We start from the raw sequence: 17724 nt of genomic DNA, 5'->3' as shown, positions 1-17724 counted from the left end.
ACCTTCCCGCCCGGTGCCCGGCCTGTCCACTCAGAATGCCGGACCAATCGAGGCCAGCGCCGGAGCGGCAGCACCGGCGTACCGGTTCCCCGGCCGCGCCAGGCCGTAGTGCTCCCGCAGCGTCCGGCCGGTGTAGCCGGTGCGGAACAGTCCCCGCTCCTGCAGGATCGGCACCACCTGGTCCACGAATGTTTCAAGCCCCGAGGGCAGCACCGGCGGCATGATGTTGAAGCCGTCCGCCGCGCCGCCGTCGAACCATTCCTGGATGGCGTCCGCCACCTGCACCGGTGTGCCCGTGAAAGTCCGGTGTCCGCGGCCGCCGCCCAGGCGGCCGATCAGCTGCCGCACGGTGAGCTGCTCCCGCCGGGCGAGCTGGACGATCAGTGTGTAGCGGCTTTTGGCGCCCTCGATCTCGTCCTCGCTGGGCAGGTTCTCCGGCAGCTGGCGGTCAAGCGGCAGGTCCTCCGGCGCAACGCGAAGGGTCTTGGCCAGCTGGATCCGGGCGTATTCGGGCTGGATGAGGCGGTCCAGTTCGCGTTCCAGCTCCAGCGCTTCTTCCTCGGTTGCGCCGATGACCGGAACGATGCCCGGCAGGATCTTAATGGTCTCCGGATCACGTCCTGCAGCCGCGGTGCGCTTCTTGAGGTCGCCGTAGAAGGCCTGTGCGTCAGCAAGTGTCTGGTGTGCGGTAAAGACGGCGTCCGCGTACCGGGCGGCGAGGCCCTTGCCGTCTTCGGACGAGCCCGCCTGGACGATCAGCGGGTGCCCCTGCGGGGAGCGGGGCACGTTCAGGGGGCCACGGACCCTAAAGTGCTTGCCCTCGTGATTAATGACCCGGATCTTTTCGGCATCACCCCACACGCCCTCCGCCTTGTCCGCGAGCACGGCGCCGTCCTCCCAGCTGTCCCACAGCTTGTGGGCCACCTCGATGAACTCGGCGGCACGCTCATACCGCACGGCGTGGGCGGGCTGGTCGTCCACGCCGAAGTTCCGGGCGGCGTCGGGCCCGGCTGTGGTGACCACATTCCATCCCGCGCGTCCGCCGCTGACCCAGTCCACCGATGCGAACCGGCGGGCAAGGTTGAAAGGCTCGTTGTAGGTGGTGGAGGCGGTGGCGATCAGCCCGATGTGCTCCGTGGCCCCGGCGATGGCGGTGAGGAGCACCGTGGGTTCGAGCTTGCCGGAAGGGCGGCGTCCCACCTCGCCGAACAGGACGGGGGAGTCGGCGAAGAAGATGGAGTCCAGCCTGCCGCGCTCGGCAGTTTGGGCGAGCTGCTTGTAATGTTCCACGTTGGTGCTGGAGTGCGGGTCGCTTTCGGGCAGCCGCCAGGAAGCTTCGTGGTGGCCGGTGCTCATCAGGAAGGCGTTGAGGTGGAGCTGGCGCTGTGGTGAGGAGTTTTCGGAAGTCATGGGATGGTCCTTCGGATCTGGAGTTCAGTGGGTGGTGCCGACGACGCCGAGGTCGGCGAGGAGATCGCGGCGGAGGGCTTCGTGGCCGGCAGCGTCCGCGGCGGAACCGATGTCAGGTGACACCGTGCGGATTCGGGCAACGCGGCCGCTGTCCAGGACCACGATCCGGTCCGCGAGGGCAATGGCTTCGTCCACGTCGTGGGTCACCAGCAGGACGGCCGGGCGGTGCGCGGCCACCAGGTCCTGCAGAAGCCCGTGCATCCTGATCCGGGTCAGGGCATCGAGCGCACCGAACGGTTCGTCGGCCAGCAGCAGCTGCGGCTCCCGGACCAGGGAGCGCGCCAGCGCCACGCGCTGCTGCTCACCGCCGGAGAGCTCGTGGGGCCAGGAACTTTCGCGGCCGGCAAGTCCTACTTCGGCGAGGGCCTTGCGTGCCCGCGACCCGGCGTCGTGCTCCCGCAGCCCCAAGGTGACGTTGCCCAGGACGGTGTCCCAGGGAAGCAGCCGCGAATCCTGGAACACCACGGACACACGCTCGGGGACGGTGATCACCCCGCTGCCGCGGACGTCGTGGTCCAGCCCGGCCAGGGTGCGCAACAGTGTGCTCTTGCCGCAGCCGCTGGGGCCCAACAGGGCCACGAACTCACCGGGGGCGATGTCCAGGTCCACGCCGTTCAGCACGCCTTTCGGCCCGAAGCTGCGGATCAGGTTCCGCACGGAGACCGTGCCGGAGGCCGCCTTGCCGGCACGAGCGGCGACGGAGGAGGGTGCGACGGCGGTCATCCCGCCAGGGTGCGCTGCCATGAGAGGGCCTTTCGTTCGATGAAGCGGACAATTCCGTCTGAGAGGAGCCCGAGAGTGCCGTAGACGGCCAGTCCGAGGACGATGATGTTGGTTTGGCCATAGGTGCGGGCGAGCTCCATCATGTAGCCGATGCCGCTGGTGGCGTTGATCTGTTCCACCACCACCAGGGACACCCATGCTCCGGTGACGGCGAAGCGCAGGCCCAGGAAGAATCCGGGCAGGGCTCCGGGGAGGACCACCTTGCGGATGAAGGCGGCGCGGCCCAGGCCCACGGTCTGGGCAAGCTCCACATAGCGCAGGTCGATCCCGCGCAGTCCGGCGTGCGTCTGGAGGTAGATCGGCACGAAGACGCCCAGGGTGATGGTGAGTACCTTCATGGTTTCGTCGATGCCGAACCAGAGGATGAGCAGCGGAATCAGCGCCAGCCCGGGAATGGCGCGTTTGATCTGCACCGGCCCGTCGATCAGCGCTTCACCCACGCGGCTCAGCCCTGCCAGCAGGGCCAGCACTGCGCCAACAAGGGTGCCGAAGAACAGTCCCAGGCCGGCGCGTTGGGCGGAAATGGCCAGGTTTTCCTGCAGCCGGCCGTCCGCAATCAGCTCACCGGCGGTGGCCACCACGGTCCAGGGTTCGGACAGGATCCGGGGGTCGAGGATGCCGGTGGCGGACGTGACGGTCCAGAGTGCCAGCAGGGCGCCGGGGCCCAGCAGCCAGGCGAACCTGCGGCGCCGTCCCGGGCCGAGCCGCTTTCCGGTGGGCCGGACGTCCGCACGCTTGTCGAGGTCGGAGTCCAGGTGGGGTTCGACGGCGGGCCGTTCCAGTACGGGGGCGGCGCTCACGCTGCACCGCCCTTGCCCGCCGCAGCGAAGGCCGTGCCTGCGATGGCTTCGTAACGGCTGTCATAGAGGTCGGCCGCCTTCAGCTGCGGCTTCTTCTGTTCCCGGGCCAGCAGGTCGATGGTTTCCTGGTGCCGGGCAATCCCGTCCGCCCAGGACGTGGGGATATCCCGCTTCCCGGCTGCGTCGATCAGGTACTGGCCGTCCTCGCGGGAAAGGCCCTGGTCCGTGACGTAGTAGCCCTCCAGCCACTCCTTGGGGTGGTCCTCTATCCAGCGTTGGGCCTTGCCCCACGCCTCGACGTAGGCAGCCAGGGCCGCCGCTTTGGCCGGGTCGGCAAGGACTGTCGCCGGGGAGTAGAGATGGCCGGGATCATCCCGCAGGCCGTGCCGGAGGGTGATGCCGCCGTCGGCCTTGTACTTGGCCAGGTAGCGCTTGATTTGGACTCCGCCCAGCGGTGCGGCGTCCACCTGCCTGCTGGAGAGCGCCGACGAGTAGGCGTCGCCGGTGCTGGGCAGTTCCACCAGCTTGACGTCGTCCTGCGCCAGCCCGGCCTTCTGGAGGATGCGCAGCACCAGTGCGCCCTGGGCCTGGCCCGGGCTGTAGGCGACTTTCCTGCCGCGAAGCTCCTCCAGTGTGCTGATGCCGGCTCCCGGTGCGATGCCCAGTTCGTAGAGCGGGTGGTTTACGGCATCCTGGCGGTAGGCGCTGGCGATGATGCGGACGTCCAGGCCGGTCCAGGTTGCGTGGATGGGCGGGATGTCCGCCACCGAGCCAACATCGAGGGCTTTGGCGCGGAACGCTTCGGTGGTCTGCGGGCCGCCGGAGATGTTGGCGAACTCCAGATCGATGCCGTCGAGGTTCTTGATGAGGCCGGAAAGTTCCAGCGCCACGCGGATGCTGGGATCGCCCACCGTGATGGTGGTCCCGGCAGGCACGGACGTGGCCAGCGGTGCCAGTGACTGCCCCGCCCGCTGGCCGACGGCTGTGGCGGTTCCGCCGCACGCGGTCAGCAGCCCCAGTGCGGGCAGTGCGAGGAGGCTGCCCAGGGCGCGGCGCCGGGTGAAGGTGTGCCCGCCTGTGGCGGAGGCGGTCGGGGGAGATGCAGCGAGGAACATGCGTGGCCTTTCGGTAGAAGGGTGCTGGTCTGGAAAAGGGTGCTTTGCTGGAAAGGGGTGCGGGGAGGAGGGCAGGAAGGCGCAGCTGAGCAGGCCTTGTGAATGAGCCCGGGGAGGAAAACGCGGGAACCGGAGGTGCCGGCTGGTCAGCGGCCAGGTGCTGGACTGCGGTGCAGGCAGGCCTGCACGCGGCACATTCGGCCGGTGCGGCAGCAGCGGGGCGGACAGGAGGACATGATGCCCGGCGTGCGGTTGGATGTTTGAAGCATCAGTCCTCCTTTCCTAGGCGTTCTGTGATTCGACGGCATCCCATGGCCGTGGAAACACCTAAACACGGGTTCCCGCCCCCTGGCCAGCACCCCGCAACAGACGCTCAACGCGAGGAAACAGCGCTACTTATGAAGCCATGGGGAGGACAAACCACGCCGCCGGACGCCATGATCCGCAACGGGACTTAACGTGACTGGAAGGGCGGCGCGGAAGTCGTGGCTCACAGGACAGGAACGGGCAGGGCGCCCGATCGACCCCGCAGGGCCCTCTGTAACAGGCCGTCTGTATGCTGGGCGAATGACTGCACCCCAGATCTATGTCAGCTTTCCCGGCACAGCCCGCGAAGCGTTGAGTTTCTACGCCGACGTTTTCGGCGGGGAGCTCTTCCTGCACAGCTATGAGGAGTTCGGGCGCAAGGACGGGCCACCGGATGCAATAGCCCATGGGGTCCTCAAGGGCGTGGTTGCCGTGGCGGGTTCGGACGCGGCGGAAGGGCAGAACAGCGTCCGCCTCCAAGGTGTGATGCTCTCGTTGCTGGGGACTGCCGAACCGGAGGTCCTCCACGGCTGGTTCGACAAGCTCGCCGTGGGCGGCCGGGTGGTGGACCCGCTCGGTCCCAAGCCCTGGGGCGCATCAGACGGCCAGGTTATCGACCAGCACGGCCTCCACTGGCTCATTGGCTACGAATCCGGACTTGAGCCGGCGGAGCCTGTCCAAGAGGGACAGCCCGCCTAGCCCCGTGCGTTCGCCTGCGCCAGCTCTGCGATGTTCTCCGTCACCGCCCAGGAAGCCAGGAGCTTCAAGGCTTCCTCGGACGGGCTGCCGGGCGTGGCCGGGTAGACCGTGAGCGAGTGCCCGGGATCCTCCTCCAGGCCCAGGACCTGGTAGTTCAGTTCCAGGAGCCCCACCACGGGGTGCTGGAAAAACTTGGTCCCGGAATAGTGCCGCCGGACATTATGTGCGGCCCAGCGGGTGCGGAACTCGTCGCTGCGCATGGACAGCTCGCCAATGAGTTCCGCAATGCCCTTGTCATGCGGGTTGCGGCCTGCCTCCCGACGCAGGATGGCCACGTTGGCGCTCGCAGCCCGCTCCCAGTCCGTGTAGAAGTTGTGCGCCCTGGGATCCAGGAAGATAAACCGTGAATGGTTGGCCGGCCGGGCAGGCCCCCGGTACATGTCCGAGTACAAGGCGTAGCCGAGGGTGTTGGCGGCCACGATGTCCATCCGGTTGTTCCCGATGAAGGCCGGCGCCCCGGTGATGGTGTCCAGGAGGTACCGCAGCTCGGGACGCACGCTTGCCGGAACCGGGGCGGAGGCCCGCTTCCGGCCGGACATGTTGGCGGTCCTGGCAAGGTCGTACAGGTGGTCGTGCTCGGCGCGGTCCAGCTCCAGCGCCCCCGCGATCGCGTCCAGGACGCTGTCCGACACACCCGCAAGGTTCCCGCGTTCCAGCCGCGTGTAGTAGTCCACGCTGACGCCGGCGAGCCGGGCCACTTCCTCCCGGCGCAGTCCGGGCACGCGCCGACGCCCGCCATACGGTTCAATGCCCGCCTGTTCCGGAGTGATGCGCCCCCGGCGCGTGGAGAGGAACTGCCGTACCTCGGCTCGGTTATCCATACAGGACACGTTACGACGAATGCCACTGCCCTAAAGAGGGTCTGCCATAACCCGGTTCAGCAGGGCCCTCGCTACGCTCACGGACAGCCGGTTTGATGGAGGCACGTTCCCGTTCGAAAGGAAACACCATGAACATCGAACCCGTCCGCGAAACGATCAAGAACCCGCCCGAGCAGTTCGCCGGCGATGTCTGGGTCGACATGATCGCCGTCCCGCACGGGCCGGAGCAGCGCGCCGTCGTAGCCAAGGTGCGCTTCGCGCCGGGAGCCCGAACGGCCTGGCACTCGCACGCCCGCGGCCAGTACCTGCACGTGACCTCCGGCGTGGCACGCTTCGGCACCCGCGACGGCAACATTATCGACGTCCACCCCGGCCAGACCCTCTACACTCCGCCGGGCGAAGAGCATTGGCATGCTTCAGCCCAGGACACCTTCATGGAACACCTGGCCATCCTTGAAAACGACGACGACCACGCAGCCACCACAGCCTGGGCTGAGCACATCACCGATGCCGAGTACGAGGGCCGTCAAGGGTAGGACTGCCAGAACCAGTTACAACAGGGCCACCGCTACGGGCCGCCGTATCCGGTTTGATGGAACCCAGCCCCTGTAGCATTTCAATAACCCCCAACAGAACTTCAGGAGACCCATGACTACCGTCAAGGCCTATGCATCCCCGTCCTCCACCGAGGACCTTATTCCCACCACCATCGAACGCCGCGAGGTGGGCCCCCACGACGTCCTGATCGACATCAAGTTCGCCGGAATCTGCCACTCGGACATCCACACGGTCCGCGGCGACTGGGGACCGCAGCAGTACCCGCTGGTTCCCGGCCACGAAATCGCCGGCGTCGTCACCCAGGTTGGCGCCAAGGTGACCAGGCACGCCGTGGGCGACCGCGTAGGAGTTGGCTGCATGGTCAACTCCTGCAAGGAGTGCGAGAACTGCCTGAAGGGCGAGGAACAGTACTGCCTCAAGGGCAACGTGGGCACGTACGGTGCCGTTGACCGCGACGGGACCATCACCCAGGGCGGCTACTCCACCCACGTCGTGGTGACCGAAGACTTCGTGGTCCGCATCCCCGAAGGACTCGAGCTCGACGTCGCCGCGCCGCTGCTGTGCGCCGGCATCACCACCTTCTCCCCGCTGCACCACTGGGGCGCCGGACCCGGCAAGAACGTTGCCGTCGTCGGCCTCGGCGGGCTCGGCCACATGGCCGTCAAGATCGCCCACGCCATGGGCGCCGAGGTCACCGTGCTGTCCCAGTCGCTCAAGAAGCAGGAAGACGGCCTGAAGCTGGGTGCCGACCACTACTACGCCACCAGCGACGAGAGCACCTTCAGCGACCTCGCCGGCACGTTCGACCTCATCATCAACACCGTGAGTGCCTCGATCGACATCAGCTCCTACCTGCAGCTGCTGAAACTCGACGGTGCCCTGGTGAACGTTGGCGCCCCCGCCGAGCCGCTTCCTGTCAACGCGTTCGCGCTCATCGGAGGGCGCCGTTCGTTCGCCGGTTCCATGATCGGCGGCATCCGCGAAACGCAGGAAATGCTGGACTTCTGCGCCGAGCACGGCATCGGTGCCGAGATCGAGGTCATCCCCGCGGAGAAGATCAACGAGGCCTACGAGCGCGTCCTCGCCTCGGACGTCCGCTACCGCTTCGTGATCGACACCGCCACGCTCTAGGCAACACAGCGCGTTCGATGGCGGCCGGTCCCGGAAAGGGGCCGGCCGCCGTCGTGTGCCGGAGGGGTTCCTGCCATCCGCTGCTGCGGGCGTATCGAATAACCGGCATGAACTACTACACCCCGGCGGCGCAGGACCGGGCCCGGGACGCCGCATCCGATGCCATCGAGAAAGTGCTCAACGGCATGTCCGAACCGTTGAGCCGGCACGCCCTGCATGCCCGTTGGAAACGGGCCTGCGAAGCCATGGACACGTTCCTGGAAGCACAGGACACGGGCGAGGAATAGCGCGGCTTGGTTACGGCCGCAGGGCCGCGAGGATGTGCGCCGCAGGGCCTGCAACGGTCCGGTCGAAACCGGTTCCGGCCCACAGGTTCAGCCAGTCCGCATCCCCTGCAGCTGCTGCTGCTGCGCGCAGGGGAGTGGTGAGGTGGTGGATCTCCGGGTAGCCGTCGGGGGCCTCGCCATCGTGGCGGCGCATGAATTCGTTGTAGAGTCCGCGGGCGTTCCGCCCCGAGAAGGCCCGCGTGACCGCAGTGGTGGTGAAACGCCCTGTGGACAGGGCCAGCCGGTGGGCTGCCTTGGTGCCGGCCTCGTCCGCGCGGAGGAATGCCGTGCCCGCCTGGACCGCCACAGCTCCACGTGAGAGGGCGGTCCGGACATCGGCGCCCGTGGCAATCCCGCCGGCCGCTATCAGCGGCACTCCGAGGTCCGCCAATTCTTCAAGCAGGCCGTGGAGGGATTCACCCTCCGGCCGCCGGGCTGTGTCAAAGGTGCCGCGGTGTCCTCCTGCTTCCGGTCCCTGCACGCACAGCGCATCAACGCCTGCTTCCAGGGCACGCACGGCTTCAGGCCGCGACGTTACCGTCCCGATGACCCAGGCGCCCCGTTGCTGCAGTGCGGCGATGACCTCGGGTTCCGGCACATCGAAGGTGAAGGAAACCGCCTCGGGGACATGCTCCAGCAGGACCTCGATCTTGTTGTCCCAGTCGTCGTCGTCATGGCGCGGATCCCCGAGGGCGACGCCAAAACGCTCTGCGTCAGGAGCCAGGGAGAGCGCGTACTGTTCCAGTGCCCCGGGGCTGATGACCGGGCGCTGCGGGACGAAGACATTGACGCCGATGGGGGCTCCGCTCAGCCGCCGAGTGGACTCGATCTCCGCCTTCACCGCCGCCGCGGCCTTGTAGCCGGCGGCCAGGAATCCCAGTCCTCCCTGGGAGCTCACCGCCGCTGCCAGCTCCGGCGTGGACGGCCCGCCCGCCATCGGCGCCTGGATCACCGGCAACGGCAGGGAAGCGATATCAAAGCGGGCGTTGCGGCCGGGAGCATACAAGATGGTGGTTCGCTTTCATGCTGGGGTTTTAGTACAGGAAAATGTCGATCCACTCGCGGTTGTGGGCATGGATGAGGACCAGGAACAGCACGAAGTCGAACAGCAGGTGGACGCTGACAATGTAGGACAGCGACTTGGTCACCGTGAACAGCCGGGCCTGGAGCAGGGCGAAGGGGAAGATGAAGAAGGGCGCCCAGGAATGGAACCCAAGCTCCCACAGGAATGACGTAAACAGGACCGCCTGCAGCAGGTTGGCCTGCCAGTCCGGCAGATGGCGGCGCAGCAGCGTGAAGGCGGTGCAGATGAAGAAGAGTTCGTCCCAGATGCCCAGCACGTTGGTGCCGAGGAAGAGCCGTGCGATGCCGTCCGGGTCGCTCACAGCCGGCCAGTTGGTGTAGACGCCGGTCCGGATCATATACACCGGCATCAGCGCATACCCGATGACCAGGACGGCAGGCAGGTACCACTTTTCGGCGCGCGTCCACGGCTGCCCCGTCCTGATGGGAAAGCGGATGGCGTGGTCCTTGGTGATGAACCTTGAGACCGAATACGGAATCCCGACGGCGAGGATCATGGCAGTTCCCATGACCAGCATGTGCTCGGTGCTGATGTCCGTGGTGATGGGGACCAGGCTCATGGCCGTCAGGCCCACGGCGATCAGCGCGAGGTCGATCAGGAGGCGCCTGCTGATGAAGCCGGCCAGGACCAGCGCGGCGGCCAGGAGGAGGAAGCCGGAGAGGCGGTCCTCCCGGGCAAACAGCAGGAAGCCCGACGCCGACACAAGGGCTGAGGGGATCAATGAAAGTGACGCCGGGCCCGGCCGGGCTGGGCCCGTTTTTCCTGTGCCCGGTGCGCCGGGTTCGGCTTGCGCCCGTGGTTGCTGCCTCATGGTTACCTTTGATGCTGGACGGCGCTTCCGCTTGGATTCCACACATTTTACTTGCCGTGTGCCTGGCAGCGGCAAGGATGCCGCGCCGCGCTTAAAGGAAGCGGACGACGCCGGGGAGTGCCGGCGTCGTCCGCTTGCCTTTCAGGGGTGGCCGCTTAGGCGGAGGCCAGTGCCTTGCCTTCGCCGCGCAGGCTCAGGGTGAAGGTGTTGGGCCCGCTGCACGTCACGGCAACGCGGCAGGTGGTGGTGTTGTGCCGCGCGGAAAGCTCGCTCACAGCGGAGTCAAGGGTGTGGTGCAGGGCGGACCGGTCCCAAATCTTCAGGGTCACGGAGTCAGTGGCATCGAACGTCATTATTCAACTTCCATTTCTTGCGGTGGGCGGCCTGGAATCTTCATTGACCAGGCCGTGGCCTCGTCTATGAGGCGGTACTGCATGGGAAAGCGCGTTCCCGTACTTCAATGGTGCAGGTTGCCGAAGGGGGTTGGCAACCGGATCCGGCCGGATGTGACCAAGCGCACCGGTCCTCGGCAGTCACTCCCTCGCGGGGAGATCAAGCCTGCCGACGCCTTTCCATAGTGCCCAGCGGCAGGTGCCGGCCTCAAGAATGTTGCGCGTGAGTCTCATCACGTTCCGCCAGGGCGACCGTGCTTTCGGGTGGCACGGACCCTACTCGTCGAAGTAGGTGCCAATCTCGTTCTCGCCGGAGATGGAGGCGATCACGGCCGCCGCCACTTCGCGGAGCTTGACGTTACGGGTGCTGGACGCCTTCGTAAGGATGCCGAAAGCGGTGTCCCTGGTACACCTGTTCTCGGCCATGATGGCTCCAATGGCCATATCGATGATGGTCCGTGATTTGAGGGCGAGGGCAAGGTCGTTCCTGGCCTCGGACAGCTGGGTAATACGCAGCACCAGCTTCAGTGAACCTGCTGCCTGCCCTGCGAAAGCCTCCGCCGTGGCGATGCCATCTGCCGAGAACCCGTTGACCCGGCCGGAGTAGAGGTTCAGGACGGCCTCTGCCTCACCGGCCAAATCCATGGGTACGGCAAGGATGGAGGAAACGCCCCGCGCCACGGCGGCCCGCACATAGGCCTCCCACCGGTGTTCCCTGACAAGATCGGGAACCAGCAGCATAGTTCGCGTGCGGAGCGCGGTGAGGCAGGGGCCGTCCCCAAACCCATTCTGCAGCTCGTCCAGGGAGTGTGCTTCCGCGTCGCTGCTGGCCACCGCCTCGGGCCGCTTATGCCGGATCACGGTCACGCCGCAGAGGATTGGATTGCCTAGGGTGGAGAGCCGGGATGCGGCCACCACGGCGAGGTCGTTAAGGAACTCGGCGATGTCACGGCTGTCCAGGACCAGATCCTGCAGCCTCAGGTCCACATCCGGGAGCTCAGGCCGTCCGGAGCCATAACCGCCCGTGCTGTGTCCGTGAGCTGTCACCGCGTGTCCTCTTCCGTCATCTCCGTCATCGCCGTGGCGATCAGGTTCACCTGCGCGGCCGGTATGTCCAGCGCCTCGTGGAGGTAGGCATCGAGGGAGACCTCATCGATATCGCCGCCAATGCCGTAGTAGTAGATCCACAGCTTGTCCAGCGGCAGGTCCGTGTCCCGGAAGCGCCGGGCAGTTCCCCTGCGTTCTTCAGCTGCGCGGTCCGGCTGTTCGGGGCCGTCGGCACCCAATGGATGCATTCCTACCCTCCGCCGTCGTGGGGTGCGGGGAGTTCGGCTCCCTGCACAATGTCGTGGGCGATCGCATGGATTTTGCGGTTGCTGGACTTCGCCGCCAGGCGGAGGATCTCCAGGGCGCCGTCCCGTCCGCCCCTGTGCTGGAGCATGATCAGGGACACGGCCGCGTCCACAATGGCCCTGGATTTGAGGGCCGCCCTCAGGTGCTCGGGATGGACGTCCGCCCCGTGCAGGCGCAGCGCGATCCGGAGGACCCTGGACATGGAGGCCGCGTGCTGTTCCAGGAGCACCACGGTTTCCTCGTCGAAGGCGTTGATGGTCTTTGCGTAGCAGTTCAGGCCCGCCCGGGAGGATGCGTCGCTGGGGATGGGGACTGCCAGCACGGAGCGGATTCCCTCCCGGGCGGCCGCTTCTGCGTATCCGCTCCAGCGCTCGTCGCCCAGCAGGTCCGGCACCCACACAAGGCGGTGCTGCCGCAAGGCCGTCAGGCAGGGTCCTTCGCCGTACGAATACTGGGTTTCGTCCAGCCGCCGGCCTTCCTCGCTGCTGCTGGCAACCGTTGACAACCCGCCGTCGCGTTCTACCGTGATGGTGCAGGTGACAGGACCGTCGGAACCAAGCAGGGAGGCCGACAGGGTGGCCAGGCCCAGGAGGAATTCGGGAAACCCGGGACTTTCCAGCAGCAGGTCCTGCATCCGGTCAGATGTTGTGAGAGTGCTTTCCTTGGCCATCAGGCCTCGATCCTGGATGCACCAGAAGACTCGCCCCTGGCTGGCGGCCGCTGCTCTGTACGCTGGCTGGCCCGAGTATTCAACCCCGGACGTCCCGCACTCCCGAAATCTCCTACTACCGACATTACGCCGGTCCGGGACCTATGGATATGCCGGAGCCGCCCGGTTTACTCGTCCTGCTCCGTTTGCCGGCCGGTCGTGTCTGCTCCGCCGCCAGGTCCTTCCGCGGAGGGTCCGGGGGCATCGCCCGAACCAGGAAAGTCGTCCGAGTAGGGTGCGCGTGGGCGGGGCAGATCGTCAATGAGTTCGTTCGCTGCCAGGGCCAGCAGGTCGCGCTGCACCGGCGGCAGGGAAAGGAGCCCCTGCAGGTACGCTTCCACCTCGTATTCCCCGGCGTCTCCCGAGAGGCTGAAGTACTTCAGCCACAGATCGGACACCGGAATATCCGCCGCCCTGATGGCGGCGCGGAGCCGGCGGCGTTGTTCCGGTTCGTTCGGATCGAAGCCCATGAGAAGGTCCTAAGCGCCGGCAGGCAGCGTCCCGGCCAGGACGCGTTCGCTGACGTGCTGCAAGGCAGCGTTCTCGTCGCGGGCAAGCTTCATCAGCCGCTGCAGTGCTGCCTCATGGGTCATCCCGTACCGTTCCATCAGCACTCCGCAGGCCCTGTTCACCAGGTCCCGGCTGTACAGGGATGCCTGCAGGACCTCGGTCATCCTGTGCGGGGCTTCACTGGCCTGGATGTGTGCCAGCAGCGTGGCGGCCGGGGCAGCGAAGAGCTGGAGCAGCGCGGCGCTGGATTTGTCATAGACGTCAGGGGTGGCGGCGTACAGCTTCAGGGCACCCAGGGACTCCCGGCCGGCCATCAGGGGAGCGCTGACCACTGACAATACGGGGAGCCCACGGACGGCTTTCCGCCATGCAGGCCAGCGGGATTCCTTCCCCAGGTCCCTGACCAGTACGGGTTCCTCTGCCGCCCAGGCGGTCAGGCACGGTCCTTCCCCGCACTCGTACTGCGTGGCATCGGCCCGGCTTACGATCCCGTCGGTATAGCCGCTGCTGGTCCGGCGCCCGCGCGAATCCAGAAGCGATACTCCTGCTCCGATCGTCCCGGGAACCGACTCCTTGGCGGCCTGCGCCAGGATCCGGACGGCCGTGGTGACTTTTTCCTCCGTCAGTAGCAGCCCCTGGATGCGAGCTATGACAGTGCTGAGCTCGTCAAGGGGAAGGTGCTGCGCCATAGTCTCAGCATAGAGCCATGCATCGGGCGGGAGGCGGATGCCGCTGCCATCCCGCTGCCCGGGAAGGAGCGGGACAGTAAGATGGGCGCATGTCGAGTTCACCGGAAAAAGAACCAATACAGGAACTCCAGAGCATTTTGGTGGGCGCTGAAAACGTTGTTGAGTTCCTTACCGGGCTTGCCGGGCTTGCCGCGGCATCGGTTTCCGAAGCAGCAGGTGACCACATCGAATGTGCAGTTACGCTGAGGCTGCGGCGCAAGCCCACTACCGTCGCCGGCAGCAGCCAGCGTGCAGTGGAGCTGGATGAGGTCGAACAGGCCGTGGGGGACGGCCCCTGTATCAAGGCAATGCGGGAGATGTCCCCGGTCATCGTCGACGACGTCACCACGGATCCCCGCTGGCCGGCGCTCAACCGGAAGCTGGCTGAGGCGAACATCCGGAGTTCACTCGGCGTTCCCCTCGAAATCAGCAGTGAAGGCCGGGTCGCCTTGAATTTCTTTGCGTCCAAGCCTGGCGTCTTCACCGCAGGCGTTTACGAAAAAGCCCTGGGCTTCGCCGCAGCCGCCCACAACACGCTTCATCTCTCGGTTCGTCTCGACACGGCACAAAGCCGGGCCGACAACCTGGAAGCTGCCATGGAGAGCCGGACTGCCATCAACCTGGCATGCGGCGTCATCATGGCCCAGAACAGGTGCTCCCAGGCGGAAGCGATGGACATCCTCACCAAGGTCTCCAGCAACCGCAACCAGAAGCTGCGGGATGTTGCCGCGGAGCTGATTGAACAGTTGACCGGCGACAGGGTCCAGACGCACTTCGACGCATAAGGGTGACCGGGCCCGCTGCTCCCCTCGCCGACAGCTAAGCCGCACCCCGGGACCCTCAGCCGGCCTGCAGCACAGAAACGCTGCAGGCGCTGCCGGACCGGCGGATGTCCCAGCAGTTGCCGTGACCCAGTACCTCGAAGCTGTCGCCGTCTGCCGCTGACAGCACCACGGCGGTGTTCTCGTCCACAGCCACGGCCCTCTCCACCAAACCTGCAGCCACCGCTCCCAGCGCGCGGCTGAGCGTGCCGGCCTGCGCGGCGTGGACGTCAACGGCGAACGGGGCCAGGCCCAGGCCGTCCCGAATCTCGAGCTCGGCCAGGCCCTCCGAGCATTCTTCGCCGCAGACCTCAATGCCGCGGCTCCGGTAGCCGCCCACGAGCGCCCTGCGCGGTGCGATCATGGCCCCGGCGGAAAAGCCGAGGTAGGGCACGCGGCCGGCCACGGCCCGGGAAATGGTGGCGGCCGATGCGGTGAGTCCCTCCCAATAGGCCGGCGTCAGTCCACCGCCCACCACCAGCCCGTCAACGCCGTCGAATACCGAAGGGTTGGCAGGCGAGCCCGTACCCAGGAGGACCGGCACCACCTCAACCGGCATCCGCGCGAGCAGCGGATCCACATAAGCCGGGAGGAGGCTTTCCAGGTTCCCGTTACGGTCATGAACCACCACCGCCACCCGGGCGGGCGCCTCGTCCCCGGAACGCCGGCGGACGGCCTGCGCGAATCGGTCAAAGACTTCCGGAAAGGCCAGATGGTCCGGCCCGGCGCCGGCGAGGAAGATGCTCATGGCCTTCAAGATACCGGCCACAACGCCCTTCCCGCCGGAGTGGGAACCCCCGTTTCTGGAGGCCATTGACAGCCTGGGCCGGGCAGGACTATCGTACAACCAAATGGTTGTAGATCAGCTCCGTGACGCCGAACTGGACCGCCTCTTCCAGGCGTTCGCAGATTCCACCCGCCGCGACATCGTGCGCCGCGTGACGGTGGGAGAGTACTCGGTTTCCGGTCTCGCTGCCCTCTATGCCATGAGCTTCGCCGCAGTCCAGAAGCACGTTGCGGTGTTGGAACGCGCATCCCTGGTGACCAAGGAAAAGCGCGGAAGGGAGCAGATTGTGCGGGGTAACCATGAAGGACTGGAAAAAGCCCGGCGGCTGCTCGACGAATATGAGGCGATCTGGCTGCAGCGCGTCGACCGGATCGCAGGCATTCTGGCTGAAGGATAAGGAAGGGTTCTGCAATGTCCGTTACTGGTATCACCAAGAATCTTGAGGCGCTCAGCTTCACCCTCACCGCCGAGTTCGACGCCGGGGTCGAACGCGTCTGGCAGCTCTGGGAAGACCCGCGCCAGCTCGAGCGCTGGTGGGGGCCGCCCAATTATCCGGCAACGTTTGACCGGTTCGACTTCCAGCCCGGCGGAAAGGCCGACTATTACATGACCACCCCCGAAGGCGAGAAGCCTCGCGGCTGGTGGCGCTTCACCTCCATCCGGGCGCCCCACAAGCTGGAGTTCGACGACGGCTTTGCTGACGAACACGGGGAACCGGTCGCAGAAATGGGAGCCGGCCACGTCACCGTGACGCTCGAGGAAGACGGCGGCCGGACCAACATGAAAGTAGCCACCATCTTCGACTCCGAGGAGCAGATGGAACAGATGGTCCAGATGGGCATGGAAGAGGGCATGCGGGAGGCAGTTGGCCAAATCGACGCGATCCTCGCCGAACACGCCAACGCCTGACCGGCTAAGCCGTCCGGCACCTGGGCAAGCGTACGACGGCGGGACGTCCCGCCGTCGTACGCCTCAGTCCTTCCTGGGCTGGCAGGGCCTACCGTGCCTGGTCAGTGGCGAAGACCAGGAGTGAACTGGTGGCGGTGGCCAGCAGTTCACCGGCCGGCCCGAAGATGCGCCCCTCGGCGAAGATCACCCGCGATCCCGGCTTGGTCACGGTCCCCTCGGCCCGCAGTACGCCGTGCTTGAGGGTGATGGGGCGGAGGTAGCTGACGGAGAGGTCGATGGACGTGTAACCGAATCCGGCGGCCAGGGTGCTGTGCCCCGCGCACCCCACGACGGTGTCCAGCAGCGTGCAGGCCAACCCGCCGTGCACCATGCCCAGCGGGTTGTAGTGCGCTTCGGCAGGCCGGCATTCGAATTCCACGCGCCCCTGCTCAACCCCAACAAGGGCCAGGTTCATCAGGGAGGCCATGGGCGGCCGCGGAATGGTTCCGTCCCGCATGCCGGAGAGATAGTCCAGCCCGGACAGCCGGGACAGGTGCCCAAGGCCAACGCGCGGATCTGTCCAGCTGAAAGTTGCCGAGCGCTCGGTTGTTCCGTTGGTATCCATGGCACTGCCTCCTCCATATGGCCCCTGCCTGCCCAGCCTAAGCGAAGCGACGCCGCCCGGATCCAGGCCCGTGCCGTTGTTAAGGGGATGGGCGTTGAACCCGGCCAAGGGCTTCTGAATACTGGAAGAAGGCGGTGCGACGAACGTGAGGCGGTGGCGGCAATGGGGAGCGGTGCAGCAGAGTACCGGAAGCGCCTTGAGCGTGCCGCCGAACTCCGCACCTACCGCGGGGCAGGCATCACCGCGGAGGAAGAAGCGGAGCTGGACGCCCTTGAAGAGAAGGAGCGGGAGAAGCGCAAGAAGGTGAGCGACTCTGCCCGGGCGGAGTACCTTGTCCGCGATGCCATGGCGCAGGGCAAGTTCGACAACCTCAAGTTCGCCGGCAAACCGATTCCCGGGCTGGGGGAGTCGTACGATCCCGACTGGTGGGTCAAGGGCCTCATCCAGCGGGAAAACATCAGCGGCCTCGGTCCGGCGGCCATCCTGCTCCGGAAGGAGGACGCCGAGCTTGATGCCAGGCTCGACGCCCAGTACACGGAGCAGCAGGTGCGCGACATCCTGCAGGATTTCAACCGCCGCGTCGTCGACGCCCGGCGCCAGCTCCAGGGCGGTCCGCCGGTCATCACCAAGACCCGGGACGTTGAGGAGGAAGTGGGCCGGTGGCGCCAGCGCCGTGCGGCCCGGCCGGCCGAGCCTCCGGCCGAACCGCAGCCTGCGCGCCCCTGGTGGCAGCGGCTCTGGAAAGGTACAACGTAGCCGGACGTACGACGGCGCTGCGTCCCGCCGTCGTCGTCCCCGCCCTGGTGGTCCCCGCCTTAGAGGGGAGTTCGCCCTACTGCGCTACGGCTGGGTGTGCCCGGGTATCAGGACTCGAGACCAATCAGGGACGGGGGCTGGGTGACGGTGACGGGCTCGGGCCCATCATTGATGGCGGCGGGGGTGGGAAC

Annotated in this window: 23 protein-coding genes; 8 read left to right on the top strand and 15 right to left on the bottom strand. The window is 66.6% G+C overall.

Translation table 11 applies throughout. The features are described from left to right. Window positions 1-30 precede the first annotated feature (30 nt). The 4 genes from NFU08_RS19515 to NFU08_RS19500 are packed head-to-tail and all read right to left on the bottom strand — an operon-like array spanning window position 31 to window position 4168. The gene (locus tag NFU08_RS19515; protein ID WP_251425607.1) at window positions 31-1410 is read right to left on the bottom strand and encodes an LLM class flavin-dependent oxidoreductase; all 1380 of its coding nucleotides are present in this window, start codon (window positions 1408-1410) and stop codon (window positions 31-33) included. Window positions 1411-1434: 24 nt separating this feature from the next. Then, entirely contained in the window at window positions 1435-2214 is a 780-nt protein-coding gene (locus NFU08_RS19510) for an ABC transporter ATP-binding protein (RefSeq protein WP_251425605.1), read from the bottom strand. Continuing rightward, on the bottom strand, window positions 2190-3053 hold the full coding sequence (locus NFU08_RS19505) for an ABC transporter permease (RefSeq protein ID WP_397426239.1): 864 nt from the start codon (window positions 3051-3053) through the stop codon (window positions 2190-2192). Before NFU08_RS19505 ends, NFU08_RS19510 begins: the two co-directional genes overlap by 25 nt. After that, window positions 3050-4168: an ABC transporter substrate-binding protein gene (locus NFU08_RS19500; RefSeq protein WP_251425603.1), complete on the bottom strand. Its 1119-nt coding sequence runs from the start codon at window positions 4166-4168 to the stop codon at window positions 3050-3052. Before NFU08_RS19500 ends, NFU08_RS19505 begins: the two co-directional genes overlap by 4 nt. Window positions 4169-4735: 567 nt before the next feature. On the opposite strand from NFU08_RS19500, the gene NFU08_RS19495 reads away from it, so the two are divergent. Then, window positions 4736-5173 carry a VOC family protein gene (locus tag NFU08_RS19495; protein WP_251425601.1) on the top strand — a complete coding sequence of 146 codons (438 nt, stop codon included), beginning with the start codon at window positions 4736-4738 and terminating at the stop codon, window positions 5171-5173. On the opposite strand, the gene NFU08_RS19490 is transcribed toward NFU08_RS19495, so the two are convergent. Beyond that, on the bottom strand, window positions 5170-6054 hold the full coding sequence (locus NFU08_RS19490) for a helix-turn-helix transcriptional regulator (protein WP_174174850.1): 885 nt from the start codon (window positions 6052-6054) through the stop codon (window positions 5170-5172). The genes NFU08_RS19495 and NFU08_RS19490 overlap by 4 nt on opposite strands. A 128-nt stretch (window positions 6055-6182) precedes the next feature. Here NFU08_RS19490 and NFU08_RS19485 point away from each other — a divergent pair, with 128 nt between their 5' ends. From NFU08_RS19485 to NFU08_RS19475, 3 genes are all read left to right on the top strand, one after another. Beyond that, on the top strand, window positions 6183-6590 hold the full coding sequence (locus NFU08_RS19485; RefSeq protein ID WP_251425599.1) for a cupin domain-containing protein: 408 nt from the start codon (window positions 6183-6185) through the stop codon (window positions 6588-6590). A gap of 112 nt (window positions 6591-6702) precedes the next feature. Further along, the gene (locus NFU08_RS19480) at window positions 6703-7743 is read left to right on the top strand and encodes an NAD(P)-dependent alcohol dehydrogenase (RefSeq protein WP_251425597.1); all 1041 of its coding nucleotides are present in this window, start codon (window positions 6703-6705) and stop codon (window positions 7741-7743) included. 107 nt (window positions 7744-7850) lie between these two features. Beyond that, window positions 7851-8030, top strand: coding sequence for a hypothetical protein (locus NFU08_RS19475; RefSeq protein ID WP_174174844.1), 180 nt, complete (start codon window positions 7851-7853; stop codon window positions 8028-8030). A 10-nt stretch (window positions 8031-8040) separates the two neighbouring features. On the opposite strand, the gene NFU08_RS19470 is transcribed toward NFU08_RS19475, so the two are convergent. The 8 genes from NFU08_RS19470 to NFU08_RS19435 all read right to left on the bottom strand — a co-directional run bounded on the left by NFU08_RS19470 (window position 8041) and on the right by NFU08_RS19435 (window position 13617). Then, window positions 8041-9075, bottom strand: coding sequence for a nitronate monooxygenase (locus NFU08_RS19470; RefSeq protein WP_285835611.1), 1035 nt, complete (start codon window positions 9073-9075; stop codon window positions 8041-8043). A 28-nt stretch (window positions 9076-9103) separates the two neighbouring features. Continuing rightward, window positions 9104-9874 (bottom strand): type II CAAX prenyl endopeptidase Rce1 family protein, encoded by a 771-nt coding sequence (locus tag NFU08_RS19465; protein ID WP_174174842.1) that lies wholly within the window; start codon window positions 9872-9874, stop codon window positions 9104-9106. A 245-nt stretch (window positions 9875-10119) separates the two neighbouring features. Beyond that, window positions 10120-10317, bottom strand: a complete 198-nt coding sequence (locus tag NFU08_RS19460) for a hypothetical protein (protein ID WP_066279129.1) — start codon at window positions 10315-10317, stop codon at window positions 10120-10122. Between the two features lie 315 nt (window positions 10318-10632). Continuing rightward, window positions 10633-11403 (bottom strand): GAF and ANTAR domain-containing protein, encoded by a 771-nt coding sequence (locus NFU08_RS19455; protein WP_251425595.1) that lies wholly within the window; start codon window positions 11401-11403, stop codon window positions 10633-10635. Then, a complete protein-coding gene (locus NFU08_RS19450; RefSeq protein WP_251425593.1) occupies window positions 11400-11651 on the bottom strand; it encodes a hypothetical protein in 252 nt (83 codons plus the stop codon). The genes NFU08_RS19455 and NFU08_RS19450 overlap by 4 nt, the downstream gene beginning before the upstream one ends. A gap of 2 nt (window positions 11652-11653) precedes the next feature. After that, window positions 11654-12379, bottom strand: coding sequence for a GAF and ANTAR domain-containing protein (locus NFU08_RS19445; protein ID WP_251425591.1), 726 nt, complete (start codon window positions 12377-12379; stop codon window positions 11654-11656). A gap of 167 nt (window positions 12380-12546) precedes the next feature. Further along, window positions 12547-12888 carry a hypothetical protein gene (locus NFU08_RS19440; RefSeq protein WP_246255897.1) on the bottom strand — a complete coding sequence of 114 codons (342 nt, stop codon included), beginning with the start codon at window positions 12886-12888 and terminating at the stop codon, window positions 12547-12549. Window positions 12889-12897: 9 nt separating this feature from the next. Next, a complete protein-coding gene (locus tag NFU08_RS19435) occupies window positions 12898-13617 on the bottom strand; it encodes a GAF and ANTAR domain-containing protein (protein ID WP_174174836.1) in 720 nt (239 codons plus the stop codon). Between the two features lie 89 nt (window positions 13618-13706). Between NFU08_RS19435 and NFU08_RS19430 the strand changes: the two genes are divergently transcribed. Continuing rightward, a complete protein-coding gene (locus tag NFU08_RS19430; RefSeq protein ID WP_251425589.1) occupies window positions 13707-14441 on the top strand; it encodes a GAF and ANTAR domain-containing protein in 735 nt (244 codons plus the stop codon). A 55-nt stretch (window positions 14442-14496) separates the two neighbouring features. On the opposite strand, the gene NFU08_RS19425 is transcribed toward NFU08_RS19430, so the two are convergent. Then, window positions 14497-15225, bottom strand: a complete 729-nt coding sequence (locus NFU08_RS19425; protein ID WP_251425587.1) for a hypothetical protein — start codon at window positions 15223-15225, stop codon at window positions 14497-14499. Between the two features lie 103 nt (window positions 15226-15328). Between NFU08_RS19425 and NFU08_RS19420 the strand changes: the two genes are divergently transcribed. Together NFU08_RS19420 and NFU08_RS19415 are read left to right on the top strand one after the other, a co-directional pair. After that, complete coding sequence (locus NFU08_RS19420; protein ID WP_251425585.1) at window positions 15329-15661, top strand: metalloregulator ArsR/SmtB family transcription factor; 333 nt, start codon at window positions 15329-15331, stop codon at window positions 15659-15661. A 14-nt stretch (window positions 15662-15675) separates the two neighbouring features. Then, the gene (locus tag NFU08_RS19415) at window positions 15676-16173 is read left to right on the top strand and encodes an SRPBCC domain-containing protein (protein ID WP_251425583.1); all 498 of its coding nucleotides are present in this window, start codon (window positions 15676-15678) and stop codon (window positions 16171-16173) included. 88 nt (window positions 16174-16261) lie between these two features. On the opposite strand, the gene NFU08_RS19410 is transcribed toward NFU08_RS19415, so the two are convergent. Next, entirely contained in the window at window positions 16262-16777 is a 516-nt protein-coding gene (locus tag NFU08_RS19410) for a PaaI family thioesterase (RefSeq protein ID WP_251425581.1), read from the bottom strand. A 162-nt stretch (window positions 16778-16939) separates the two neighbouring features. Here NFU08_RS19410 and NFU08_RS19405 point away from each other — a divergent pair, with 162 nt between their 5' ends. Beyond that, window positions 16940-17533, top strand: coding sequence for a DUF1992 domain-containing protein (locus tag NFU08_RS19405; protein ID WP_251425579.1), 594 nt, complete (start codon window positions 16940-16942; stop codon window positions 17531-17533). The last annotated feature ends 191 nt before the right edge of the window (window positions 17534-17724 follow it).

The sequence above is a fragment of the Pseudarthrobacter sp. NCCP-2145 genome (assembly GCF_023708005.1).
Lineage (GTDB): Bacteria > Actinomycetota > Actinomycetes > Actinomycetales > Micrococcaceae > Arthrobacter > Arthrobacter oxydans.
This window is presented reverse-complemented; position numbering and strand designations above follow the sequence as displayed.